Origin of the sequence: Mesobacillus thioparans (assembly GCF_965138835.1) — a bacterium.
In the GTDB taxonomy this organism is placed as follows: Bacteria; Bacillota; Bacilli; order Bacillales; family Cytobacillaceae; genus Mesobacillus; species Mesobacillus thioparans.
The window spans coordinates 31,913-57,227 of sequence record NZ_CBCSFH010000016.1 but is presented as its reverse complement, the minus strand read 5'-3'; the positions used below and the strand labels follow the sequence as shown (position 1 = coordinate 57,227).

General features: G+C 44.6%; 28 protein-coding genes. 27 read left to right on the top strand and 1 reads right to left on the bottom strand.

Annotated features, from left to right (window positions below; all coding sequences use genetic code 11):
- Positions 1–280 precede the first annotated feature (280 nt).
- The 17 genes from ACNAZ4_RS20415 (at position 281) to ACNAZ4_RS20335 (ending at position 15,895) form a co-directional block, all read left to right on the top strand.
- Positions 281–1,054 carry a CheR family methyltransferase gene (locus ACNAZ4_RS20415; RefSeq protein WP_415817577.1) on the top strand — a complete coding sequence of 258 codons (774 nt, stop codon included), beginning with the start codon at positions 281–283 and terminating at the stop codon, positions 1,052–1,054.
- Between the two features lie 230 nt (positions 1,055–1,284).
- Complete coding sequence (gene aroC / locus ACNAZ4_RS20410) at positions 1,285–2,457, top strand: chorismate synthase (protein ID WP_415817575.1); 1,173 nt, start codon at positions 1,285–1,287, stop codon at positions 2,455–2,457.
- Complete coding sequence (aroB, locus tag ACNAZ4_RS20405; protein ID WP_415817573.1) at positions 2,457–3,551, top strand: 3-dehydroquinate synthase; 1,095 nt, start codon at positions 2,457–2,459, stop codon at positions 3,549–3,551. Before aroC ends, aroB begins: the two co-directional genes overlap by 1 nt.
- Positions 3,544–3,900 (top strand): chorismate mutase, encoded by a 357-nt coding sequence (gene aroH / locus ACNAZ4_RS20400; RefSeq protein WP_415817571.1) that lies wholly within the window; start codon positions 3,544–3,546, stop codon positions 3,898–3,900. The genes aroB and aroH overlap by 8 nt, the downstream gene beginning before the upstream one ends.
- Positions 3,901–4,004: 104 nt before the next feature.
- Entirely contained in the window at positions 4,005–5,108 is a 1,104-nt protein-coding gene (gene hisC, locus ACNAZ4_RS20395; RefSeq protein ID WP_415817569.1) for a histidinol-phosphate transaminase, read from the top strand.
- A gap of 13 nt (positions 5,109–5,121) precedes the next feature.
- Positions 5,122–6,228: a prephenate dehydrogenase gene (locus ACNAZ4_RS20390; protein WP_415817567.1), complete on the top strand. Its 1,107-nt coding sequence runs from the start codon at positions 5,122–5,124 to the stop codon at positions 6,226–6,228.
- 17 nt (positions 6,229–6,245) lie between these two features.
- Complete coding sequence (gene aroA / locus ACNAZ4_RS20385; protein ID WP_415817565.1) at positions 6,246–7,538, top strand: 3-phosphoshikimate 1-carboxyvinyltransferase; 1,293 nt, start codon at positions 6,246–6,248, stop codon at positions 7,536–7,538.
- Between the two features lie 135 nt (positions 7,539–7,673).
- Positions 7,674–8,579, top strand: a complete 906-nt coding sequence (locus ACNAZ4_RS20380; RefSeq protein WP_415817563.1) for a hypothetical protein — start codon at positions 7,674–7,676, stop codon at positions 8,577–8,579.
- A 69-nt stretch (positions 8,580–8,648) separates the two neighbouring features.
- A complete protein-coding gene (locus tag ACNAZ4_RS20375) occupies positions 8,649–9,911 on the top strand; it encodes a tetratricopeptide repeat protein (protein ID WP_415817561.1) in 1,263 nt (420 codons plus the stop codon).
- 39 nt (positions 9,912–9,950) lie between these two features.
- The gene (locus ACNAZ4_RS20370; RefSeq protein ID WP_415817559.1) at positions 9,951–10,505 is read left to right on the top strand and encodes a ReoY family proteolytic degradation factor; all 555 of its coding nucleotides are present in this window, start codon (positions 9,951–9,953) and stop codon (positions 10,503–10,505) included.
- A gap of 434 nt (positions 10,506–10,939) precedes the next feature.
- Positions 10,940–11,395, top strand: coding sequence for a YpiF family protein (locus ACNAZ4_RS20365; RefSeq protein WP_415817557.1), 456 nt, complete (start codon positions 10,940–10,942; stop codon positions 11,393–11,395).
- Between the two features lie 155 nt (positions 11,396–11,550).
- Positions 11,551–12,057: a QcrA and Rieske domain-containing protein gene (locus tag ACNAZ4_RS20360; protein WP_462937938.1), complete on the top strand. Its 507-nt coding sequence runs from the start codon at positions 11,551–11,553 to the stop codon at positions 12,055–12,057.
- 3 nt (positions 12,058–12,060) lie between these two features.
- On the top strand, positions 12,061–12,735 hold the full coding sequence (gene qcrB / locus ACNAZ4_RS20355) for a menaquinol-cytochrome c reductase cytochrome b subunit (protein ID WP_023627553.1): 675 nt from the start codon (positions 12,061–12,063) through the stop codon (positions 12,733–12,735).
- 68 nt (positions 12,736–12,803) lie between these two features.
- On the top strand, positions 12,804–13,562 hold the full coding sequence (locus ACNAZ4_RS20350) for a menaquinol-cytochrome c reductase cytochrome b/c subunit (protein ID WP_415817555.1): 759 nt from the start codon (positions 12,804–12,806) through the stop codon (positions 13,560–13,562).
- A 130-nt stretch (positions 13,563–13,692) separates the two neighbouring features.
- Entirely contained in the window at positions 13,693–14,295 is a 603-nt protein-coding gene (gene lhaT, locus ACNAZ4_RS20345; protein ID WP_415817667.1) for a lipoprotein heptaprenylglyceryl N-acetyltransferase LhaT, read from the top strand.
- Between the two features lie 69 nt (positions 14,296–14,364).
- Entirely contained in the window at positions 14,365–15,159 is a 795-nt protein-coding gene (ypjB, locus tag ACNAZ4_RS20340) for a sporulation protein YpjB (protein WP_415817553.1), read from the top strand.
- A gap of 61 nt (positions 15,160–15,220) precedes the next feature.
- Positions 15,221–15,895 (top strand): zinc metallopeptidase, encoded by a 675-nt coding sequence (locus ACNAZ4_RS20335; RefSeq protein WP_415817551.1) that lies wholly within the window; start codon positions 15,221–15,223, stop codon positions 15,893–15,895.
- A 203-nt stretch (positions 15,896–16,098) separates the two neighbouring features.
- On the opposite strand, the gene ACNAZ4_RS20330 is transcribed toward ACNAZ4_RS20335, so the two are convergent.
- On the bottom strand, positions 16,099–16,971 hold the full coding sequence (locus ACNAZ4_RS20330) for a YitT family protein (RefSeq protein ID WP_415817548.1): 873 nt from the start codon (positions 16,969–16,971) through the stop codon (positions 16,099–16,101).
- A 327-nt stretch (positions 16,972–17,298) separates the two neighbouring features.
- On the opposite strand from ACNAZ4_RS20330, the gene ACNAZ4_RS20325 reads away from it, so the two are divergent.
- The 10 genes from ACNAZ4_RS20325 (at position 17,299) to panD (ending at position 25,211) form a co-directional block, all read left to right on the top strand.
- Positions 17,299–17,628, top strand: coding sequence for a nucleotide pyrophosphohydrolase (locus ACNAZ4_RS20325; protein WP_415817546.1), 330 nt, complete (start codon positions 17,299–17,301; stop codon positions 17,626–17,628).
- Between the two features lie 15 nt (positions 17,629–17,643).
- Positions 17,644–18,444, top strand: a complete 801-nt coding sequence (dapB, locus tag ACNAZ4_RS20320; protein WP_415817544.1) for a 4-hydroxy-tetrahydrodipicolinate reductase — start codon at positions 17,644–17,646, stop codon at positions 18,442–18,444.
- Between the two features lie 10 nt (positions 18,445–18,454).
- Entirely contained in the window at positions 18,455–18,886 is a 432-nt protein-coding gene (gene mgsA / locus ACNAZ4_RS20315) for a methylglyoxal synthase (RefSeq protein WP_415817542.1), read from the top strand.
- Positions 18,867–19,583: a bacillithiol biosynthesis deacetylase BshB1 gene (gene bshB1 / locus ACNAZ4_RS20310; RefSeq protein ID WP_415817665.1), complete on the top strand. Its 717-nt coding sequence runs from the start codon at positions 18,867–18,869 to the stop codon at positions 19,581–19,583. Before mgsA ends, bshB1 begins: the two co-directional genes overlap by 20 nt.
- Positions 19,580–20,734 (top strand): N-acetyl-alpha-D-glucosaminyl L-malate synthase BshA, encoded by a 1,155-nt coding sequence (gene bshA / locus ACNAZ4_RS20305; protein WP_415817540.1) that lies wholly within the window; start codon positions 19,580–19,582, stop codon positions 20,732–20,734. Before bshB1 ends, bshA begins: the two co-directional genes overlap by 4 nt.
- Positions 20,715–21,923 carry a CCA tRNA nucleotidyltransferase gene (locus ACNAZ4_RS20300; protein ID WP_415817538.1) on the top strand — a complete coding sequence of 403 codons (1,209 nt, stop codon included), beginning with the start codon at positions 20,715–20,717 and terminating at the stop codon, positions 21,921–21,923. Before bshA ends, ACNAZ4_RS20300 begins: the two co-directional genes overlap by 20 nt.
- Complete coding sequence (locus ACNAZ4_RS20295; protein WP_415817536.1) at positions 21,884–22,879, top strand: biotin--[acetyl-CoA-carboxylase] ligase; 996 nt, start codon at positions 21,884–21,886, stop codon at positions 22,877–22,879. Before ACNAZ4_RS20300 ends, ACNAZ4_RS20295 begins: the two co-directional genes overlap by 40 nt.
- Before the next feature lie 240 nt (positions 22,880–23,119).
- Entirely contained in the window at positions 23,120–23,956 is an 837-nt protein-coding gene (gene panB / locus ACNAZ4_RS20290; protein WP_415817534.1) for a 3-methyl-2-oxobutanoate hydroxymethyltransferase, read from the top strand.
- Positions 23,953–24,801 carry a pantoate--beta-alanine ligase gene (panC, locus tag ACNAZ4_RS20285; RefSeq protein WP_415817532.1) on the top strand — a complete coding sequence of 283 codons (849 nt, stop codon included), beginning with the start codon at positions 23,953–23,955 and terminating at the stop codon, positions 24,799–24,801. Before panB ends, panC begins: the two co-directional genes overlap by 4 nt.
- Positions 24,802–24,824: 23 nt before the next feature.
- Complete coding sequence (gene panD / locus ACNAZ4_RS20280; protein WP_079509528.1) at positions 24,825–25,211, top strand: aspartate 1-decarboxylase; 387 nt, start codon at positions 24,825–24,827, stop codon at positions 25,209–25,211.
- Positions 25,212–25,315: the final 104 nt, after the last annotated feature.

Genomic DNA, 25,315 nt, shown 5'->3' with positions numbered 1-25,315 from the left:
AGCCTGATTGGAGCACTGATTCTCCACAAACTGGGAATCCAGTTACCCAATACTCAACCTTGGAGCACTGATTCTCCAAAAACAAGGATCCCGTTTCACCAATAAGCACCACTAGTCCTCAAACCTGCATATATAGGTCATCAAAACATTTCGCGTCAGGGTTATATAAGAAAAGGAATCTATGCACGCACGAATATCAAAAAAATAGTGCACGCAACCTGATATTTTTCGCTATAATGAGATTGTCCAGATTTTTCTAGTATTGATAAGGAGCAAACTGATGCAGCAAGACTATGAAATGTTCACATCCAAAATCTATCAGAAGACAGGTATAAACCTCTCTCTATATAAAGAAGCCCAGATGAAGAGAAGGCTGACTTCCCTCTATCAAAAGAAAGGCTATGCATCTTTCCAGGAATTTTATCAGGCTCTCGACAGGGACCAGCAGCTATTGAATGAGTTTCTTGATCGGATGACCATCAATGTTTCCGAGTTTTTCAGAAATGCAAAAAGGTGGGATGTGCTGGATCAGACGATCCTTCCTGAGTTGTTGAGGAAAAATCCCAATCCGAAAATCTGGAGTGCCGCCTGCTCGACTGGAGAAGAGCCGTATACTCTATCGATGATGCTTTCTAAGCATATTCCGCTGTCGAAGATTCAGTTACTGGCAACGGATATCGACGATAATGTGTTGGCAAAGGCCAGGCTTGGTGTCTATTCAGAAAGGGCGCTAAATGAAGCACCAAAGGATATGGTTAACAAGTTTTTCAAGAAGGAAGGACCATATTATACAGTTGCTGATGAGATCAAAAGGACGGTTACCTTTAAAAAACAAAACTTGCTCGCCGACCGTTTTAGCGGTCCGTTCGATTTAATTGTCTGCCGGAATGTCCTCATTTATTTTACCGAAGAGGCAAAGGAAAGCATCTACCATAAGTTCAGCTCAGCATTAAAGCAGGGTGGTATTTTATTTGTAGGCAGCACGGAACAGATTTTTAACCCTGGTACATATGATTTTGAGACTGCAGAGACTTTCTTTTACAGGAAGAAATAATAGGAGGAGCCGGTTAACCGTGCTCCTTTTGCTATTTTCCAAAATAAAAACACCTGAAGAATGCAAACAATAGTCATACATGCTGGTTTTTTTGCGAGACTGCAGGGTTCATGATAAAATGGCTTCATTCTTTAAACGAATCATACATATTTCGAAATTTTTAATTTATTTATTGGATACTGTGTGATATAGTAAAACAAATCCTTTAGCGAGTTGAAGGGGGAAAGTGTATGAGATATTTAACAGCGGGTGAATCACATGGACCGCAGCTAACGACGATAATTGAAGGAATGCCAGCAGGAATGCCGCTGGTTGCAGAGGATATAAACAATGAGCTTGCACGCAGGCAAAAGGGTTATGGCCGCGGCAGAAGGATGCAGATTGAAAAAGACCAGGTCCAGATCACTGCGGGAATCAGGCATGGGCAAACTCTAGGCTCGCCTATTGCGCTCGTGGTTGAGAATAACGACTGGAAGCATTGGACCGGCATCATGGGTCAGGAACCGTTGGATGATCAATCATCCGAAGAAGTGAAGAGGAAGATTTCTAGACCGCGTCCAGGGCATGCCGATTTAAATGGTGCAATCAAGTATGGGCATCGCGACATGAGGAATGTGCTTGAACGTTCTTCCGCAAGGGAAACGACGGTTAGGGTCGCAGCGGGTGCAGCGGCTAAGAAATTGCTGTCTCTCTTAGGCATCGAATTGGTTGCACATGTGGTTGAAATCGGCGGGGTGAAGGCGATGAAGCAGGACTTTTCCTCGCTGGCGGAACTTAGGGAAGTAACGGAAGAATCACCTGTTCGCTGTTTCGACCCCGAAGCTGCAAAGGACATGATGGCTGCAATTGATGAAGCGAAGAAAAACGGCGATTCCATAGGCGGTGTCGTGGAAGTCATTGCTGAAGGAATGCCGTCAGGAGTGGGCAGCTATGTTCATTACGACAGAAAGCTGGACGGCAAGCTTGCTGGGGCAATCATGAGCATCAATGCTTTTAAAGGAGTCGAAATCGGTATTGGCTTTGAAGCAGCCCGGAAGCCCGGAAGCCAGGTACATGATGAAATTGCCTGGGAAGAAGAGCGTGGCTATTACAGGAAGACGAACCGGCTTGGAGGTTTTGAAGGCGGAATGACGACAGGTATGCCAATCGTTGTCCGTGGTGTGATGAAACCGATCCCGACGCTATACAAGCCATTGATGAGTGTTGATATCGATTCCAAAGAGCCTTTTGCAGCGAGTATTGAAAGATCGGATGCCTGTGCGGTACCGGCAGCTGCAGTCGTAGCAGAAAATGTGGTTGCGTGGGAGCTTGCATCTGCCCTGGTTGAGCAATTCTACGCAGACCGTTTTGACACGCTGAAGGCCACCATCGAAGAACAAAGAAGGACAGCGAGGGATTTCTGATGCAGCAGGTGAAAATCGTAACTGGCACAAATTCATATCCCGTCTACATCGGGAGCGGTGCGATTCATCTCTTGAACGATTTCATCCAGAACGCAGCTGACGGCTTTACATCGATCATGATGATAACCGATGAAACAGTAGCGGAACACCATCTGGTTTCTTTTCGTGAAACATCGGGACTGGATGAGTTTATAGTAAAAACAGTGCCTTCAGGTGAGAAAGCAAAAACGTTTGAGGTTTATTATGATTGTCTTTCATATGCCCTTGAAAATAAACTCGACAGGAAGTCGCTGATCATTTCCTTTGGAGGAGGAGCCGTAGGTGATCTAGCCGGATTTGTTGCCGCTACCTATATGCGGGGAATTCGTTTCATCCAGGCCCCGACCACAATCCTTGCCCATGACAGTGCGGTAGGTGGAAAAGTAGCGGTTAACCACCCATTAGGGAAGAATATGATCGGAGCATTCCATCAGCCAGAAGCTGTGATTTATGATCTCGACTTCCTGAAAACACTTCCTGCACATGAAGTCCGTTCCGGTTTTGCAGAAGTGATCAAGCATTCTCTGATTAGGGATGAGAATTTTTATAGATGGTTAAAGGAAGAAATCCACTCCCTGGATGCAATAACCGATTACCAGATGCTTGAATTCCTGACAAAAGGTATTTCCATTAAAGGTACATTTGTTGCCGAAGATGAAAAGGAGAAGGGGATTCGCGCCTTTTTGAATTTTGGACATACGCTTGGCCATGCAATCGAAGCCGAAGCTGGGTATGGCAAGGTCACACATGGTGAGGCTGTGGCGATCGGCATGCTATTTGCCATCGGTTTAAGCATGGATTTGCTGGGGCTTGAATTTAATATTGTTGAATTAAAGCTTTGGCTAAAAAAGCTTGGATATAAAACGTCGATTCCGAAGGGACTCGAAAGAGAGCGGTTGATCCAGAGAATGAAACAGGATAAAAAATCTGTGGGCGGAACCATTCATTACGTTCTTTTGGAAAAGGTCGGAAAACCTGCACTTATTGAAATAGATGAAAAAACATTGATGACATATCTTGAGATATTCGAAAAGGAGGTTGGGCTTGATGATTAGGGGAATTAGGGGGGCCATCACGGTAACCAGCAATGAGGAGAGTGAAATTATTCTTGGAGCTGAAAGGCTTTTAAAAGAAATGATCGCCTCCAACGAAATTGCTCCGGATGATGTTGCCTCAATATTCATCTCTGTCACTGATGATGTCGATGCCGCTTTTCCGGCAAAGGCATTAAGGAATCTGGACGGCTGGACCCTTGTGCCGATCATGTGCATGAAAGAGTTGGCCGTCACCGGCTCGCTTCCAATGTGCATCAGGGTGATGATTCATTTCAATACTGAGAAAAAACAGGATGAAATCAGGCATATTTATCTAGAGGGAGCTGCTGGACTGAGGCCGGATTTATAAATTCATACTTTTTCTGGAGCGCCAGACAGTGTATGATATACACATACTCTTTATCACTTTAATTAGATAGAGTATTAAAGAAATGGACAGATGAGGTGGATAAGATGAGATGGAAAGAGCAGCTTTTAAAGCTTAAACCGTACCAGCCAGGCAAATCGACCGGGGAAGTGAAGAGGCAATACGGTTTATCAGATATCGTGAAACTCGCATCAAACGAGAATCCATTTGGATCTTCAGAAAAGGTAAGGGAAGAAATCGCAGGCTATCCAGGAAAATTTTCGGTTTATCCGGATGGTTATGCTTCCGAGCTCCGTACAAGTCTTGCAGAGCATTTAGGTGTTAGCGAGGGACAGATTATCCTTGGCAATGGTTCTGATGAAATCATCCAGATGATTGCCAGGGGCCTACTTTCACCACAAACAAATACAGTGATGGCTGCTCCAACATTTCCCCAGTATAAACACAACGGAATTATTGAAGGCTGTGGAATCACAGAGATCCTATTGGTGAACGGTGCGCATGATCTGGAGGGGATGGCCGCAGCTATTGACGAACGGACATCCGTTGTTTGGCTATGCTCACCGAACAATCCGACAGGGATCCATATAACAGAAGAAGAGCTGACCGCATTCATGGCCAGGATTCCTGACGATGTGCTGGTCGTGCTTGATGAAGCCTACTTTGAATATGTGACTGCTGAGAATTATCACGATTCAATGCGTCTATTGCAGCAATATAAAAACTTGATCATTTTAAGGACATTCTCAAAAATCTATGGCTTGGCCAGTTTTCGTGTAGGATATGGCATTGCCCATGAAGATACCATCAGGGCATTAGAGCCGGTCAGGGAACCGTTCAATGTCAACTCGCTGGCACAGGCAGCCGCGATCGCTGCACTGAGTGACCAGGCATTCATCGATGAATGCAGGAGAGAGAACAGAGCGGGATTACAGCAGTTTTACGATTTTTGTGATCATGCCGGATTGAAATATTATCCTTCTGAAGGGAATTTCATTTTGATTGATTTAAACAGGAATGGCCAGGAAGTGTTTCAGTTCCTGCTGGAAAGAGGTTATATTGTCCGTTCAGGGACAGCTCTTGGATTCCCTACATGTATTAGGGTCACAGTCGGTTCGAAGGAACAAAATGATGGCGTGATCCGGGTTATCAAAGAATTTCTGAATGTCGACACTGCAATATCTAAATAAGGATGTGGGATTTATGGAAGGCCGCGTATTGATCATTGGCCTTGGATTGATTGGCGGCTCTCTGGCAATGTGCATTAAAGAAAAACATCCAGATTCAGAACTGGTGGGTTACGACCTGGACCAGAACCAGATGGATCTTGCCAAGATGCTTGGCGTGATTGACAGGCCAGCAGGAAGCATTGAAGAAGAGGCCACCGAAGCAGATTTGATCATCATAGCCACTCCGGTCATGATTGCTGGGAGGATCATCGAATCTTTAGCTTCCTTGTCCCTTAAAAAGGAAGTCATTGTTACAGACACAGGAAGCACTAAGGGGTATATCTCCCAAAAGGCTTCCGTTCTTTCCGGCAAAGGTGTTGCTTTCATAGGAGGCCATCCGATGGCAGGTTCCCACAAAAGCGGGGTGGCCGCTGCTAGGAAAATTTTGTTTGAAAATGCCTTTTATCTCCTCACGCCTGCAAGCAATGTCGATAATGAGACAGTTCATCGCTTAAAAGACTGGTTTTCAGGCACTAGAGCAAGGTTTCTGGATGTTTCCCCTGAGGAACACGATTACCTTACAGGTGTGGTCAGCCATTTTCCTCATATAATCGCTGCTTCGCTGGTACACCAGGCAGCGCGGGCAGACAAAGAAAGACCACTTGTAAACCGCCTTGCAGCGGGTGGATTCAGGGATATCACGAGGATTGCTTCCAGCAGCCCTAGGATGTGGAGAGATATCTTGCTTCAAAACCGCGATGTCCTGGTGTCTTTGTTGAGTGACTGGCAGGATGAGATGGAGCGGGTACAAGAGTTATTATCCACGAAGGATGAAGAGAAAATTTATAACTTCTTTGAATCTGCGAAAAAATATCGTGATGGTCTTCCGGTAAATAATAAGGGAGCGATTCCAAGCTTTTATGACTTGTTTGTCGATGTCCCTGATTATCCAGGTGTGATTTCCGAAGTAACCGGATACCTGGCAAATGAGAGGATCAGCATCACGAATATCAGGATCATTGAAACCCGGGAAGATATATATGGAGTGCTGGTGATCAGTTTTCAGACACCTGAAGATCGGGAAAAAGCAAAGAAATGCATCGGTAAGCATACGGAATACGAGATGTCTATTGCAGAGTAAACTGAAGGAGCAGAAATATGTCCACAAAAACACTTAAGACAAACAAAACCTCCCTTATGGGTGAAATTAAAGTACCTGGAGATAAATCGATTTCACATAGGGCAGTTATGTTTGGGTCCATTGCTGAAGGAACTACCCGCATCGAGAACTTCCTTCCCGGAGAAGATTGTTTGAGTACGATTTCCTGCTTTCGCAAACTTGGAGTCGAAATTATCCAGAATGGAAGCGAAGTCACCGTTAAAGGCAACGGGATCGATGGCTTGAAGCCACCGGAAGAAACCCTCTATGTCGGCAATTCCGGAACGACCATCCGCCTGATGATGGGGATCCTTTCTGGACTGCCTTTCGAATCCCGCCTGGAAGGGGATGAATCCATCGCTAGGAGACCGATGACAAGGGTGACCAGTCCTTTGTCAAAAATGGGCGCCAGGATAGATGGAAGGAATAGTGGTGAATTCACACCTCTGATCGTAGTAGGCGGAAAATTATCAGGAATTACATATCAATTGCCAGTTGCAAGCGCGCAGGTCAAATCGGCAATTCTCCTTGCCGGGCTCCAGGCCGAAGGGGACACAGTAGTCCTCGAACCAGTGAAGACAAGGGATCATACGGAACGAATGATCAAGCAGTTTGGCGGCAAAGTTGAACGAGAAGGAGATGCAGTAAAGGTAGCCGGCGGCCAAGGGCTGAAGGCTGCAGACATAAATATTCCTGGTGACATCTCCTCTGCAGCATTTTTCCTGGTAGCAGGAGCTGTCGTTCCAGGGAGTGAAATCGTACTTAAGAATGTTGGACTGAACCCGACAAGAACAGGTATAATTGATGTCCTTGAAGCAATGGGTGCAAACATAACCATTGAACCATATGATCAAGATGCAGCTGAGCCAGCTGGAGATATAACGATCAAATATTCGAAACTGAATGCAACAACGATCGAAGGGAACTTGATCCCGCGTCTGATCGATGAAATTCCGGTCATTGCTTTACTTGCTACACAGGCTGAGGGCAAAACGGTAATAAAAGATGCAGGGGAATTGAAAGTAAAGGAAACAAACAGGATAGATACAGTTGTAAATGAATTAAGGAAGCTTGGTGCGAATATCGAGGCAACAGAGGATGGGATGATCGTCTACGGACAACAGGATCTTTTCGGCGATACCGTTTCTGCCCACGGTGATCACCGAATCGGGATGATGCTCTCAATCGCTGCCCTCCTGTGCAAAAAAGACGTCGTCCTTGAACAAAGTGAGGCAGTCGCCGTTTCTTACCCTGGTTTTTTCGATGACTTGTATAGCTTAGTGCAAGAATAATATTAATAGCAGGAGCGAGGGCCAATCATGCAAAATGGATGGCCCTCCTTATTTTTAAAGGTAAAAGGAATACAAGCCGTTATATTCCCGGAGATTTAGCATAGTTTGTCATAAGACCGAAAAAGGAGTGGTTTTATGGCATACATTATTGAAAACGTCCACCTCATGAAGGGACAGGCCCTGATAAATACTAGCATCCTGGTTGAAGGTGAGCGGATTATTACGACCACCTCAAAACTCAATCGGCATCAGCATATGAAGATGGATGCTGACAAATATATCATGACTCCTACCCATGTCCTCTTTGATTCGAATTTACCTCTTGCGGGTTCTTTTAAAGACAGGAAGGAATATTACCTTGAGAATTTTATCATGAAGGGAAGCACTATCATATTTACACCTGTACGGGTCCAATTTGAACGGCAGCTTGAAGAAAAGCTGAAGCAGGCAAAAAGTGATTTGTTGGACAGTCCGATTGATTATGTCCTTGGGATCTCCATTCCGCCACGCCTGTTGAAACCGCAATTCATCCGCAAGTGCAAAAGATTGAAGATCCCGGCTATTTTTCTCGAAATCAATGAGATGGGCAGCCTGGAGAAAATGCCGTGGGGTTGGATAAAGGAAGCGCTGTTTCCCTACAATTGTCCAATCATCCCGTTCTTTTCAGGAAGCCTAAACAAAAAAGAGAAGCTGCAGCAGCTTAATGCTTGGAGCAATTTGATGAAAAAGGAGAAGCTTCCCGCATTATTGGATGAATTGAAGGATGGATTGCCTGTTTCAAGTTCGGTCTTGAAAAAGACGGGGATCTTTCCTGGAAAATCAAACCTTCACAGTGGCGGGGAAGTCAGCTATAACCTCTATAATATTGTTGCAGAAACAAAACATCGTGATGAGCATGGATTATTTTTTCAGTCCAGGCATTTAGTGGTGACTGTGGACAAAGGAAAAGTCATTCGTGCAGGAGATGAGGTTTATTATCGGCCAGGAAAGGGAGAGAATGTTATAATTAAGACACCAGGATTTTTTACTGATAACTACTGAAAAAAGTTAGGGTACTGTCGAGGGTTATGAAAACCTGCAGTGCCTAATTTTAAGGATAGGATGATAGCAATGGTCGCAGTTAATGAAATAACCAGTCTCATTGAAAATGGGCAGCTTGATGAGGCTATGTCTGCCTATAAGGAAATTCTTGAACAAGGCAATGATGAACAGAAATTCCTGCTTTCAGAGGAGCTATTCCGCTTTGGTTTTATGGAAGAGACGGAAGCTTTGATTGAAAGTTTATTGAAAAACTACCCTGATGAGGGAGAACTCCATGTCCTGCTTGCCGAAACCAGGATTGAACTCGGTAAAGAAGAAGAGGCTATGCTTTCTCTTGAAAAGGTAGATAAAGACGATCCAGCCTTTCCACAAGCGCTCCTGCTATTGGCTGATTTATACCAAATGGAAGGCCTCTATGAAGTCAGCGAAAATAAACTGCTAGAGGCTAAAAGAATTTTACCGGATGAATCGGTGATTGATTTTGCTTTGGGCGAATTATATGCTCATCAGGGAAAACTTGCGGAAGCGATCCAATATTACGAAACGGTCCTTAAAGTACATGAAGAAATCGGCGGGGCCAATATCAACCAGAGGCTGGCTGAAACGCTAAGCGCCGGAGGATCATTTGAAGAAGCGCTTCATTTTTACGATATAGCCCTCGAACAAAAGCTGGAAATCAATACTTTATTCGGTTATGCTTTTACAGCACTTCAGGCTGGCTATAATAAAACAGCGATCGAAAAATTCGAGGAATTGAAGACTCTTGACCCGGAATATCACTCACTATATCTCTATCTTGCCAAAGCTTATGAACGGGAAGAAATGGCAGAGGAAGCGTTTGAAGCTGTCAAACAGGGCATTGAGCAGGATGAATACAACAAGGATCTATACTTTTATGGCGGGAAGCTTGCCCTTAAGCTTCCGGATGAGGAATCTGCCGAGAAAATGATCCGTGAGGCCATTGCACTTGACCCGGGATTCATGGAAGGAGTTCTTGTGCTGAACAAACTTCTGTTGAAGCAGGAGCGGTATGATGATGTTCTGGAGCTGATCGGTGCAGCGGATTACAATGAAGAAGAGGAACCGCAAATCCTTTGGGATGCAGCTATAGCATATCAGCATATTGAAGATTATTCACAGGCATTAAACAAATACCAACTAGCATATACTTTCTTTAAAGACAACAAAGAATTTTTGTCAGACTACGGATATTTTTTGATTGAAGAAGGAAAAATGGACGACGCCGCCGAAATTCTAAGTATGTTAGTTGAAAAGGAACCTGGCAATGAAGAATTCCGTGAAATGCTGGAGCGTTTGACGGGAAATCAGTAACCGAAAAAAATTTGAGTTATGCAGAGGAGGGATTCAAAAATGACAACCCCTGTATCTGTCAACGAGAAAAAGGATTTTATCCGCTGGTTTTTGAACCATTATCAGCTGAAAAGGCGGGAATGTGTTTGGATCCTTAACTACTTGATGAGCCATGATCAGCTGATGGAAAAGGTACACTTTGTGGATAATGCCCAGCATTGCCCTAGAGGATTAGTGATGTCGACACATTGCGTGGATGAGGTGCCATTCCGGTTCTTCAAGGAAAATGTGATGACGACCGATGCTGAGAAGTCTTTTCATGATATTCGTTTGAACAGGGAAGAAGAAATCTACATCCAACTGAATTTCCATGCTTCAAACAAAGCCCATCAGTTTGCGGCCGTACTGGAAGAAAACCCGTTTATGCCAGGGCAGCTCCAAATCAGCGAAAGCGACAAAATGGTGGCAGAAAGATTTCTGGAGGAAAGCATCCACAATTTCCAGAAAGACAAATTGTTATCACTGATTGACCAGGCACTGGACAGCCAGGACCAGGAAGCCTTCGAACATCTTACAGAGCAATTAAAAAAATTAGGTGCAGTCAATTCTTTATAGCTTGCTTAAATTAGCAGGCTTTTTATTTTGCCTGTTTTTTAATGTTATTGGCATTTTGAGTATTAAGGGGGTGACCCTTGGGTAAGAGCTCGTTAAAAAGCAAGGGGATTGGCTGAAGTGGGAGTGACTTCGGACAAAGTTGCGATCGGAAGTCGAGATATTATCCGAACCCGGGGCAACTTCGGACAAAACTACGGGTAGTGGCCGTCAAATTGTCTGAAGTAGGATTGACTTCTACAGAAATGACTAACCCTCACCCTATTTCAGCCACAATCATAAGGTTATACCGGATAAATAATTAAACCGGCATACGATTCGAAAACTGTTTTTAATCATGATATTATAGAATGGATGTAAACAATGGGTTTTTGATTGCAAAAGATGGAGATCACATGTTTGCGATTCAAGCCTAATTGAAAGATGGAGTTGGTGTTATGAAATGGGTGGCAGCAGATGTTGAGATGTACCAAAAAGCTGCTGAGTACGTTGACACGGCAATCGTCCCGCTTTTGCCAGTTTCTTTTGGAGAGGACATGAAACAAAATGCTTCGATGGCTGAGTTCACTGGAATCCTTACATCTCAGCTGGAAAAGCAGTTTCGAGGGAGAATCTTCCTATTGCCTGATTTTGTGTACATAAAGGATGCTGAGGGAAGCCTTAATGGTTTGAAGGATTGGGAAAACACTTTATTGGACAAGCAGTTCAGCCATATCTTTTATGTCACGTGTGACAGCCGCTGGAGGCAGCGTGAGAAAGATCTTTCGGGCAATGTGCTATGGATCCCTTCCTTGTCATTGGATCAGATGCATGAACAGCAAAAAGTAGCGATTGTGGAGGATCAAGTAAAGCAATTATTATGTTTGTTTACTGAGAAATGGGAAGAAAAATAGCCCCTTGTTATTTTTATCACTGCGAAAAATGTTTTCAACATAGTATTATATTGATTTTGTAATGAGATTGATATATCATGGTTATGTCCTAGTTTTAAAATGTGTTTAAATTATGTCCGTTGGGGACTTAACTTGGGAATAGAGGGGGGAATAACGTGAGTAAGCATCGTGTTTCAAGACGTCAATTCTTAAACTATACTCTAACAGGTGTAGGCGGTTTCATGGCTGCAGGGATGCTGATGCCAATGGTTCGTTTTGCCGTTGATCCTGTACTTAAGGGTGAAGATGCGGGAGATTTTATCGCGACTCCATTGAAGATCGCAGATATCAATAATGAACCGCAAAAAGTCAACTTTAAATTCACTCAAAAAGATGCGTGGTATGAATCCGAAGAAACCGGAACAGCATGGGTATTTAAGAATGAAGAGGGTAAAATCGTTGCACTGTCTCCTGTTTGTAAGCACCTTGGCTGTGTTGTAGACTGGGGTACTGATGAGGAGCACCCTGAACAGTTCTTCTGTCCTTGCCACTATGGCCGTTATGAAAAAGATGGCACAAACGTCAAAGGTACACCGCCGTTGGCACCATTGGATGTGTATCCGACAAAAGAAAAAGACGGATTCCTATATGTAGGAAAAGCCGAACCACGAAAGGGGGCGTAATCATTGTTAAACAAAATTTACGATTGGGTAGATGAGCGTTTGGATATTACGCCTTTGTGGCGCGATATCGCAGACCATGAGGTACCAGAGCACGTTAACCCGGCGCATCATTTCTCTGCGTTCGTGTACTGCTTCGGAGGTCTGACGTTTTTCATCACAGTCATCCAGATTCTTTCCGGTATGTTCCTGACAATGTATTATGTTCCGGACATCAAGAATGCCTGGGAATCTGTTTACTATCTTCAAAATCAAGTAGCGTTTGGACAAATTGTCCGCGGAATGCATCACTGGGGTGCGAGTCTTGTCATCGTCATGATGTTCTTACATACGCTTCGCGTGTTCTTCCAGGGCGCTTATAAGAAACCTCGTGAATTGAACTGGGTTGTTGGAGTTCTGATTTTCTTCGTAATGTTGGCTCTTGGCTTGACTGGATACCTGCTTCCATGGGATATGAAAGCATTATTCGCTACAAAGGTTACATTGCAGATTGCAGAAGCTGTCCCATTGATTGGGCCATACATTAAGACACTGCTGTCCGGACATTCAACAATCGTTGGTGCCCAAACCTTGACACGTTTCTTCGCGATTCACGTATTCTTCCTGCCTGCTGCTTTATTAGGCTTAATGGGAGCGCACTTCCTGATGATTCGTAAACAAGGTATTTCTGGTCCATTGTAAAATTTGAATGAAAACGTTGTACGAATTGAGATTCGTTAAACGATACGGAAAAAGGAGGGGATCGCTCGATGCATCGTGGTAAAGGTATGAAGTTCGTAGGAGACTCACGTGTCCCTGCAGAACGCAAGCCTAATATTCCGAAAGATTACTCGGAATACCCTGGCAAAACGGAAGCGTTTTGGCCTAACTTCCTATTGAAAGAATGGATGGTTGGTGCTGTTTTCTTAATCGGATACTTGAGCTTGACCATTGCTCACCCGTCTCCGCTGGAAAGGATTGCCGATCCTACAGATACGGGATATATTCCATTGCCAGACTGGTATTTCTTATTCTTATATCAATTGCTGAAATATTCTTATGCTTCAGGTCCATATACTGTAATCGGAGCTATGGTAATCCCTGGACTAGCATTCGGTGCGTTACTTCTGGCGCCATTTATTGACCGCGGCCCAGAGCGCCGACCATCAAAGCGTCCATTTGCTACAGGGTTCATGCTTCTGGCAATCGCTTCGATTTTCTACCTGACTTGGGAATCAGTCGCTACCCATGACTGGGAAGCTGCAGAGAAACAAGGGATGATTGTGGATGTTGAAATCGATAAGAACTCTGATGGATATCAGATTGCACAGGCACAGACATGTACTTCCTGCCATGGCGGGGAGCTTGCCGGCGGTGCAGCAGCACCAAGCCTGCTCGAAACAAAATTAAACGCTGAAGAAATCGCAGATGTTGCCAAGAACGGACGAGGAAACATGCCTGCAGTCTTCAAAGGAACGGACGAGGAACTTAAGACATTGTCTGAGTTCATCGACAGCCTTAGCGAATAATCATGAAAAGAACCTGTAATGTAATTTGCAGGTTCTTTTTTATTTTCAACCAACCCTGAAGAACTTGGTTTATTTTCAATAAACTGTAATAATAGTGATAGAAAAATAAGTGAATGGAGTAGTATTGATGATAAAGTATATATATCCTTTACTTGCGAACAGAACCGTACTATGGCTGTTATTTTGGGTGAATGTCCTTGGCACCGCTTACGGGTACTATTGGTATAAATGGCAGCTGGTCGATACGCCGCCGCGCTTTTTGCTTTTTGTGCCTGATAGTCCAACAGCCAGCTTATTCTTTGTGTTCGTGTTGGGCGCATTTTTGATGGGACGGAATTGGCCGCTGATGGAAGCATTGGCGATCGTAAGCCTTGTCAAATATGGCCTGTGGGCAGTTGTCATGAATCTAATGGTCTACTTCGTCTCCGGACAGCTGGATTGGATCGGACTGATGCTGATGGCATCCCATTTTGCCATGGCAGTGGAAGGAGTCCTGTATGCTCCTTTCTATAGGATGAAAGCATGGCATTTGATTGTTGCTGCTGTGGTCGTCCTGCATAATGAGATCATCGATTATGTTTTCGGGATGATGCCAAGGTACCATACGCTTGATTTATATATGGACCAGATCGGATACTTTACTTTCTGGCTAAGCATTTTCTCGATTGCTGTTGGCTATTATTTCGGACTGCGTCCTGACCGCCTCTCCCTTTCGCTAAAAAGATCAAGATAACCCCTGAATTTTGGTCTAACCTTGTCCACCCCTTCATACATTTTAATAGTATTTAGAGGGGGGACAGGAATGAAAGCAAAATTTATCTTATTATTTTCGGTGCTCATCATGTTTGCGCCGTTCGCAGCATATGCCGAACCAAAGTCGCCTGTAGAAGAACTGGACAAGATATCGGACGAGGCATTGCAGATGGTCAAGCTTCATCGTTATGAAGATGCGAACCGGCTGCTGGAGCATTTTTCAGAAGAGTTTTTGCTGGTGACCGGGAATGGCCGTCCGTTCAGCATGGATGAGTTGCGCATCATTACCGTCGCGCATGATGAGGCGTCGGAGGCAGTAGCCAATGGCGATCTTGGACATGCTGAGAGGATGAACAGGGTAACCAAATTCCGGCTGGTGATTGATGCGATTGCGTCTACTCACCAACCTTTATGGGCTGAGATGGAAGACCCGATCATGACGGTTTTCAATAATATGAAAACTGCTGTCTATGAAGGGGACAACGACCAATTCCAGAGTAACCTGGATTCGTTCCTTGCGCTGTATAATGTCATCCAGCCAAGCATGAAAATAGATATCAACCCTGAAACAATCCAAAAGGTCGATGCTAAAGTAAGCTTTATTGACCAGTACCGGCCGCAAGTCCTTCAAGAAGCTTCAAGCAGGGAAGAACTGGAGGCACTTGAATCCGATTTGCAAAATATCTTTGATGATATGACCGAAGATGAAGCAGACCCCTCACTTTGGTGGGTGATGATTTCGACTGGCAGCATCATCATCCTTACATTGTCTTATGTCGGCTGGAGAAAATATAAAGGCAACAATGAGAAAACAAGGGATGTCCAAAAAGAACGAAAAAATTGACAGCCCATATAAGTATTAATAAAATGGTGTAAACAGCTAGAGTTGTAAGAGGAGGTAACAGATGTACCTGATTTATTTCGCGATCATCATCCTGATCCCGCTATGGGCTCAATTCAAGGTGAAAAGCGCATATAAAAAATACTCGCAAGTAGCTTCTTCATCCCATATGACTGGAGCTGAAGTCGCACGTAAAATTCTGGATGATAATGGGTTGTACAATGTAGGTGTGGAGGAAACCAGGGGTTATTTAAGTGACCATTATGATCCCCGCTCCAAAGTTGTCCGCTTATCATCAAACAATTTTTTTGGCCATTCCGTTGCAGCAGCCGCAATTGCTGCCCATGAGGTAGGCCATGCTATCCAGGATGCCGAGGATTACTCATTCCTTCGGTTCCGCCATGCGCTCGTTCCAGTGGCAAGTCTTGGTTCTAACTTCTCGTGGATCCTGATTCTAATTGGAATTTTTGCGAACTTAAGCGGAATGCTTCTGCTTGGAATTCTTTTCATGGCAGCCGCTGTTGTATTCCAGATTATTACATTACCGGTTGAATTCAATGCATCCAACCGTGCGATGGATCAAGTGGTTTCTGCTGGGATCATCCGCAATGATGAAGAAAGAGAAACAAAGAAAGTCCTGAATGCAGCAGCTTTGACTTATGTAGCAGCCGCAGCTGTAGCGGTTCTGGAACTGTTGCGTCTGGTGATGATATACACTGGGATGACAAGTGAAGACTAAAAAAAAATCCGGACATGTCCGGATTTTTTTTATGAGATAAGAAAGTATAATATTGACTTTGAGAATAGTCCAGCTCCAGCGCTTGTCGGAGTTGGGCAGTCGCCTCCGCTTTTCGAATTCGGTCCGCCCAATGAAGTCAAAAGAACGACTTCACTGGGCGGCCCTCCAACGCTTGTCGGGGCTGACCAAGGCGCTTGCGCTTTTTATCTCTCCAACGGCAGTTTGTTTTCATCAAGTGTAAATCCTTCACCGAGGACGTCATGCACGACAGTAACGGAAACGAATGCATGTGGGTCCACCGAGTTTATCACATTCTTCAAACGGACAATTTCGTTTTTAGCGACAACGCAGTATAGGACATCCCTTTCCGCTTTCGTATAGGAACCTACTGCTTTTAAGCTGGTGACTCCCCTGTCCATTTCTTTCATGATTTTCGCAGCGATGTCTTCATTTTTATCAGAAATGATCATCGCACCTCTTGCAGCGTACGCACCTTCCTGCATGAAATCGATCACCCTGGCTCCCACAAATACGACGACAAGAGTATACATCGCTTCGCGGTAGTTTAAGTATGTAATCAGTGACAGGGTAATGACGCCGAAGTCGAACATGAACATCGTCCGTCCCATGGTCCAGCCGAAGTATTTCTGTGCAAGCCTTGCGATTATATCAACTCCGCCAGTGGTTCCCCCATAACGGAAAATGATTCCAAGGCCGATGCCGATGAAGACACCTGCAAACAGGGCTGCTAAAAATAGATCTTCATATAAGGGCATCTCGATTTGATATTTTTGGAATATCCCCAGAAATATCGATACTCCTACAGTCCCGATAATCGTGTATATGAAAACATTCCGTCCAAGAAGCTTCCAGCCGATGAAGAACAGCGGCAAGTTCAGCAGCAGGTTCGTGATGGAAGGGGACCAGCCGAACACAAAATACAGCAAGAGTGTAATCCCTGTAAAACCCCCTTCTGCAAGATTGTTCTGCATATTGAAATGAACAAGGCCGAACGAGAAAATAGCGGCACCAAGCAGAATGAACAGGATGTTTTTAATTTTCAGGCCATTAAGCAAATGAATTCCCTCCTAGTGACAGCAGGAATAAAATCTCCTGCTAAAGCGCTTATATTATATAAAATATAGCAAGCAAGGGCAATCTTTTACAGGAGGGGTATTAAGAGTCGGAATTTTCGATGTTTGCCACATATTTAAGGGTGAATTCTCTTCTGGTAAAAGTTTGATTGTAAGAGAAAGCAATGCGCAGTTTTTTCAAAAGCAGTTTAACGGTTAATTTCCGATTGGTTCGAAAAAATTAACTCGAAATAAAAATATTTGTCAAAGCTTCGCCGTTAAGCTAACATCGATATAGAAAAGCATACATAAAAAGGTTGGGTGAGTTTCTTGAGTAACAAGACAATGAAAGAACTCCAGCAGGAAGTTGACGCTTATATAAGCCAGTTTAAAGAAGGGTATTTCAGTCCGCTTGCATTGACGGCAAGGATGACTGAGGAACTTGGCGAGCTGGCCCGGGAAGTAAACCATTACTATGGAGAAAAACCGAAGAAAAAAGATGAAGAGGAAAAAACAATTGAAGAAGAGTTGGGAGACATGTTGTTCGTAATGATTTGCTTTGCCAACTCGCTGAATATAGACCTTGAAGCAGCACATGACAGGGTGATGGAAAAATTCAATACAAGGGACAAAGATCGCTGGACAAGGAAAGACAGCTAAAGGAGAGGGATTATATTGGAAAAAGTTAAAATTGTCATTGCGGGTCCAAGGGGAAGGATGGGGAAAGAGGCCGTTAATCTCGTTCTTGGCACAGAAGCATATGAACTGGCAGCCGTCGTCGACCGTAAATTTGAAGGAATGAAAGTCGGGGAACTCGATGGATTTCCAACCAGCAACGCTCTAGTCTATACCGATTTTGAGAGATGCCTACAGGAAGTTGAACCAGATGTTTTGATTGATTTAACAACCCCGGAAGTAGGGAAGTTCCATACGAAAACGGCCTTGAAGTACAAAGTGCGGCCTGTAGTCGGAACAACCGGTTTTTCTGATGAGGACCTGGCAGAACTTGAGCAGCTTTGTGCAGAACAGGAAACAGGCTGTATCATCGCACCAAACTTTGCTGTTGGAGCAGTATTGATGATGAAATTTTCACAGATGGCCGCAAAGTATTTCAATGATGTGGAGATCATAGAGCTCCATCACGATCAGAAGCTTGATGCTCCGTCCGGTACGGCAATGAAAACTGCACAGATGATTTCCGATGTCAGGGAAGCGAAAAAACAGGGACATCAGGACGAAAAAGAAACCCTGCAGGGAGCCCGAGGTGCAGATTATGAAGGGATGCATATCCATTCGGTGAGGCTGCCTGGTTTGATTGCCCACCAGCAGGTTCTGTTCGGTGCTGATGGACAAACGCTTACCATCCGCCATGACTCCTATAACCGCAGCTCGTTTATGTCGGGAGTGAAATTGGCAGTAGACACTGTCATGAAGATGAATGATTTTGTTTATGGATTAGAGAATATCATCGAATAGGGGAGAACTTATGAATATTGCCTTAATCGCCCATGATAAGAAGAAGGATGATTTAGTAGGTTTTACGGTCGCATACAAGGATATCTTTGAGAATCATACATTGTTCGCGACAGGCACCACTGGCTTGAGGATCATTGAAGCAACCGGTTTGAAGGTTCAGAGATTCCAGTCAGGGCCGCTGGGAGGAGACCAGGAAATCGGCGCAAGGATTGCGAACGATCAAATGGACGCTGTTTTTTTCTTCAGGGATCCGCTGACTGCACAGCCGCATGAACCTGATGTCACTGCGCTCGTCCGTCTATGTGATGTATACGCAGTCCCACTGGCTACCAATATGGGGACGGCTGAAATATTGGTGAAAGGTATCGAACGGGGGGATCTTGATTGGAGAACCCTAGTGAAAGAGAAATCTGGTGATGAAAATGGCAGCAAGCAAGATTGATATTCTGGCTTTTGGCGCCCACGCGGATGATGTGGAAATCGGAATGGGCGGAACGATAGCCAAATATGCTGATAATGGAAGAATAATCGGAATTTGTGATTTAACCAAAGCGGAAATGTCTTCAAATGGGACAGTCGAAATAAGGAAGCAAGAAGCGAAACAGGCTGCGGAGATTCTTGGAGTCCAGGAGAGGGTAACACTCGGCCTCCCGGATAGAGGACTGTTCCTAAAGGATGAATACATAAAGGAAATCGTTAGAGTGATTAGGCGGAATCGCCCGGAATTGGTGTTCGCACCCTATTTTGATGACCGTCATCCTGACCATGGCAGCTGTGCGCGCCTTGTCGAGGAGGCGGTCTTTTCGGCAGCCGTACGAAAATATGATGAAGGATCGGGACTGGATGCACACAGGCCGAAAGCTTTATATTTCTATATGATCAATGGTTTTCATAAGCCGGATTTTGTTGTGGACGTGTCCGATTTCATCGATAAGAAAATTGATGCCCTCAATGCTTATGAAAGCCAGTTCAAAAAGGGTGATTCTACTTTCGAGACACCGCTTGTGAATGGTTATATTGAAACTGTTGAGGCGCGGGAAAGGTTATTCGGCAAGGAAGCTGGCGTGAGTTTCGCAGAAGGCTTCATGTCAAAAAAACCGCTTCTGATCCATCACGATTTGTTAGGGGAAGAAAAATGAAGAAACTTAAAATTGGCATCACCTGTTATCCGACAGTAGGAGGTTCAGGTGTTGTCGCAACTGAGCTTGGAAAGCTGCTGGCAGAAAAGGGCCATGAAATCCATTTCATATCCTCAAGTCTTCCTTTCCGGCTGAAAAAGATGTATCGAAATATTTATTCGCATGAGGTCGAAGTCAATCAGTACTCTGTCTTTCAATATCCTCCATATGATATAGCGCTGGCAAGTAAAATAGCTGAGGTGGCGGTATTGGAGAACCTAGATGTCCTGCATGTGCATTATGCCATTCCGCACGCTGTCTGCGCGATCCTGGCACGGCAGATGAGCGGAAGGGATTTGAAGATTGTCACAACCCTCCACGGTACCGACATTACCGTGCTTGGTTATGACCCATCACTTACGGACGCCATCCGATTCGGGATCGAAAAGTCTGATTATGTGACGGCTGTTTCTGAATCATTGATTAAGCAAACCTATGATTTAATCAAACCAAAGAAAGAGATAGACTGTGTGTATAATTTTATCGATACTCGCGTCAATAAAAGGGTGGACTCTTCCGACCTCAGGGATGAGTATGGGATTCTCCCTGATGAAAAAGTCATCATCCACGTTTCCAACTTCCGGCCTGTTAAAAGAGTGACCGATGTGATCAAGGCTTTTGCGGGGATTGCCGAGAAGCTTCCTGCGAAACTTTTGCTTGTCGGGGATGGTCCTGAAATGAAGAAGGTATGCAGCCTGGCAAGTGAGCTGGGTATACGGGATAGAGTGTTGCTGCTTGGAAAGCAGGAAAGGGTAGAGGAACTATATTCATTGAGTGACTTAATGCTTCTTTTATCAGAAAAAGAAAGCTTTGGCCTCGTAGCTCTCGAAGCAATGGCTTGCGGTGTGCCTTGTATCGGAACAAATGTCGGCGGCATTCCCGAAGTCATTGTCGATGGTGAGACAGGCTATATTTGTGAGCTGGGAAATATAGCTGAAATCACCGAAAAAGCGGTGGCAATCCTTTCGGACCAGGAGGCCCATAAACGTTTTGCGGCGAATTCACTGCATCGAGCGGAAAGGGATTTCAGCGCTGAACAAATCGTGTCAGAATATGAAAATATTTATTACAGCCTGCTGGAGAATGATGAAGATGATTCAAAATCCATTTAAAGAGGCAATACCAGTACTTGAATTGATTGAAGAAGCTGGATTTGAGGCTTATTTTGTCGGTGGATCTGTAAGGGACCACCTTCTTGGCCGTTCTATAGCTGACGTCGACATTGCTACTTCCGCTTTGCCAGAGGAAATGAAGCGTATTTTCCCGAAGACCGCTGATGTGGGGATTGAACATGGTACCATTCTGGTCCACCACGGGGGGAACCATTATGAAGTTACCACATTTCGATCTGAAGCAGACTATACTGACTTTCGAAGACCTGATAGCGTTTCTTTTATCCGCTCTCTGAAGGAGGACCTTCAGCGCCGCGACTTCACAATGAATGCCATGGCAATGGATAAAGATGGCCAGATCATCGATCCTTTCGCAGGAAAGGAAGCAATCGACCGAAAGATGATTGTCACTGTAGGGAATCCGGATGAGCGTTTTGGTGAAGATGCTTTAAGGATGCTGAGGGCAGTCAGGTTCCAGTCCCAGTTATCCTTTTCCATCGAGCAGCAGACGTACGAATCGCTGGCGGCAAACAGCCATCTGCTCAACAACATAGCTGTCGAACGAAAATTAGTCGAATTCGAGAAATTGATGATGGGACCGGCAAGAGTCGAGGCAATCCAGCTGCTGGCTAACAGCGGCATGTCACAGTTTTTGCCTGGCTTGAAAAGGAAGAATGGACATCTGATGAGTTTTTCATCACATGTAACCTCTGAACTTGAACTTGCGGAGTTGTGGGTACTGCTCTTATTTGACTTAGGGCTGTCAGGAAAAGAAATTGATAGTTTCCTGAGGGAATGGAAGCTCCCGGTGCAAAAAATCAAGAGGTATATACAGATCCATTCATGGCTTTTGTACCGTATGGAAAATGATTGGGATCTAAAATCAATCTATAAGGCCGGTTTGGATAAAGCCATCAGTGCGGAAAAAGTATTTGGCACCCTTCATGCCCTAGTCAATAATCCAGAGGGGCTGATTAAATTGTTTGACATGCTGCCTATCAAGAATCGTCAGCAATTAGTTGTCTCAGGGAACGATGTTATGGCATGGATGGATAAACAGCCTGGACCATGGCTGCGGGTAACCCTTGATGAAATCGAACAAGCTGTAATCTATGGCAAAGTCCCAAATGAGAAGGAGAAAATAAAGGAATGGCTGAACGCGTCCAATCAGAAATCAGGAAAAAATTGATCGATGCTTTTACCAATAATGAATCAGAGTATTTATCTGGACAAAAGTTGGCAGACATTGCCGGCTGTTCCAGGACAGCAGTGTGGAAACAGATCGAGGAACTTCGCAAGGAAGGGTTCCGTTTTGAGGCCGTAAGAAGGAAAGGCTACAAGATTGTTTCGATTCCTCCAGACATGACAGCAGATAAAATTACCCTTGGCTTGAAGACAGAGAAGCTGGGCAGGAATCTCCACTACCATGATAGCGTGGAGTCGACCCAAAAAATTGCCTATAAACTGGCTTATGAAAACGCCGTAGAAGGAACCGTCGTCATCGCGGAAGAGCAAACAGCGGGCAGAGGGAGAATGGACCGTAAATGGCATTCACCTAAATACACGGGAATCTGGATGAGCATGATCCTCCGCCCAAAAATCCCAATCCCGAAAGCACCGCAGCTTACATTGATCACTGCTGTAGGAGTCGTACAGGCCATAGAAGCAGTGACTGGTTTATTGCCTGAAATAAAATGGCCAAACGATATCATGATAAATGGAAAAAAGATTACCGGGATCCTTACCGAACTTCAGGCGGAGTCAGACCGGATCCATTCTGTGATTATCGGGATTGGCATCAATGTCAATTCTCAGGAAGAAGATTTTCCTGAAGAAATACGGCCAATCGCCTCTTCTCTGGCGATCGAGACAGACAGGATGATAGACAGGGAAGAATTGATCAGGGCAATTCTCGAGAAATTGGAGAAACTTTATTCTCTTTATTTGGAAAAAGGATTTTTGCCGATAAAATTGATGTGGGAAAGTTATGCGGTCAGTATTGGCAAACAGATCATTGCCCGCACGATTACGGGGGAAATCAAGGGAAAAGCCACAGGGATCACTGAAGATGGAGTTCTCTTGATTGAAGATTCTGCCGGAGAGCTCCACCATATTTATTCTGCAGATATCAAAATTGAGGGATAATTCCATTATGTAGCCAAAAAAGCACACTTTTGCTATAATCAATCTGGGCGGTATCGAGAGAACTGCACCTGGAGTGATGATAAAATAAGAATAGTTCTGCCTGGATCCAATTGCGGACTGGGACAGAGGGATGAAACAAGTGCAGGCTTTCAAAGGGTCCTTCTGGAATAGATGGGTCCTTTTTTAGTGTCTCGCATTGATGGATTGTTTTATCTCCTCTTCAGAAAAGGAGGAATGGAAATGAAACAAACAACAGATTTCTTGAAAATGAAGCAAAATGACAGCAAGATTGTCATGGTGACAGCCTACGACTACCCTTCAGCAAAGCATGCTGAACAGGCAGAAGCTGACATGATTCTCGTTGGAGACTCATTGGGCATGGTCGTGCTGGGATATGATTCCACAATTCCAGTGACGATGGAGGATATGATTCACCATTCAAAAGCCGTCAGGCGCGGAGCAGGCAATACATTCATTGTTGTCGATTTGCCATTTATGAGCTATCATCTGTCAATCAAAGACACATTAATAAATGGTGCCAGGATCATGCAGGAGACTGGAGCGAATGCTGTGAAACTGGAGGGTGCTGACGAGGTCATCGATCATATCAGCGCACTTACGAAAGCAGGAGTGCCGGTTGTTGCACACCTTGGCCTGACACCACAATCTGTTGGTGTACTTGGCGGATACAAAGTCCAGGGGAAAAGTGCGGACGCCGCCAAAAAGCTGATGGAGGATGCGAAAAAATGTGAAGAAGCAGGGGCGTTTGCCGTAGTGCTCGAGTGTGTGCCGAAGCAGCTTGCTGAACAGATCAGCAAAAGTCTTTCAATCCCGACAATCGGTATTGGAGCTGGCGCAGAAGTCGACGGCCAGGTGCTTGTCTATCATGACATCATCACGTATGGAGTGGACCGTGTCCCAAAATTCGTGAAACAATATACAAATGTGAATGAACAAATTACTGCGGGGCTTGGTGCCTATGTTTCCGAAGTGAGACTTAAAGAATTCCCGGAAGATAAGCATACATTTACGATGAAAGAAGAAGAATTGCAGGCATTGTACGGAGGAAGAGAATGAAAATCATCAGTACGATTACCGAAATGCAGCAAGAAATGCAAAAATTAAAGTCTGAAGGCAGCAGCATTGGCTACGTGCCTACCATGGGATTCCTTCATGAAGGGCATATGTCCTTGATGAAAAGGGCCAGGCATGAAAATGATGTAGTGGTCCTGAGCATTTTCGTGAATCCTCTCCAATTCGGCCCTAATGAGGATCTGGATGCATATCCGCGTGATTTTGAACGTGATCACAGGATTGCCGAAACAGAAGGGGTAGATTATATCTTCTATCCTTCAGCAGAAGAAATGTATCCGAATAATGCTTCGGTTAAAGTGTCCGTTGTTGACAGGACGAATGTACTTTGCGGCAAATCCAGACCCGGGCATTTTGATGGCGTTGCAACGGTGTTGATCAAGCTTTTCAATATCGTTCAGCCTTCAAGGGCTTATTTTGGCCTGAAGGATGCCCAGCAGGTCGCTGTGGTTGAAGGTTTGGTCCAGGATTTCAATTTCCCGATTGAATTGATTCCGGTCGATACTGTCAGGGAAGAGGATGGGCTTGCCAAAAGCTCACGGAATGTCTATCTGAGTGAACAGGAAAGAGAACAGGCACCAGAGCTTATCAGAAGTCTTCTTTTGGCAAAAGCCGCCGTGGAGAGCGGTGAGCGGAATCCAGCCAAGCTTGCCGATATGATGAAGAACCATATTAACGAAAATACGACAGGAATAGTGGATTATATTGAAATCTATTCCTATCCAGAGCTGCAGTCCCTAGAGACATTGACAGGGAGAGTCATCATCGCGATGGCAGTCAAGTTTACCAAAGCCAGACTGATTGACAATATCATTTTAAATGTAGAATAACTTTAATAGGGGGATTACATTCCATGTTCCGCACCATGATGAACGGTAAAATACATCGTGCAAGAGTAACTGAAGCTAATTTGAATTATGTAGGCAGCATCACAATCGACAGCGATATACTTGACGCAGTCGGTATGGTTCCTAACGAAAAGGTACAAATCGTCAATAATAATAATGGAGCACGTTTCGAAACATACATCATTCCTGGGGAAAGAGGCAGCGGGGTTGTATGTCTGAATGGAGCAGCAGCCCGTCTTGTCCATGAAGGCGATGTTGTCATCATCATTTCGTATGCGCTCATACCTGAAGAGAAGGTAGCGACCCATCAGCCAAAAGTTGCACTGATGGATGAAAACAACCGGATCGTTGAAATGATCCATGCTGAACCAGAGAAAACGGTATTTCTATAGAGCCAGAAAACTCCCGAGCATCGGGAGTTTTTTCATACATATACTCCTGATCCTTATTGCATGTAAACAATCTGTATTATGACATAAAGATATAATATTGGTGA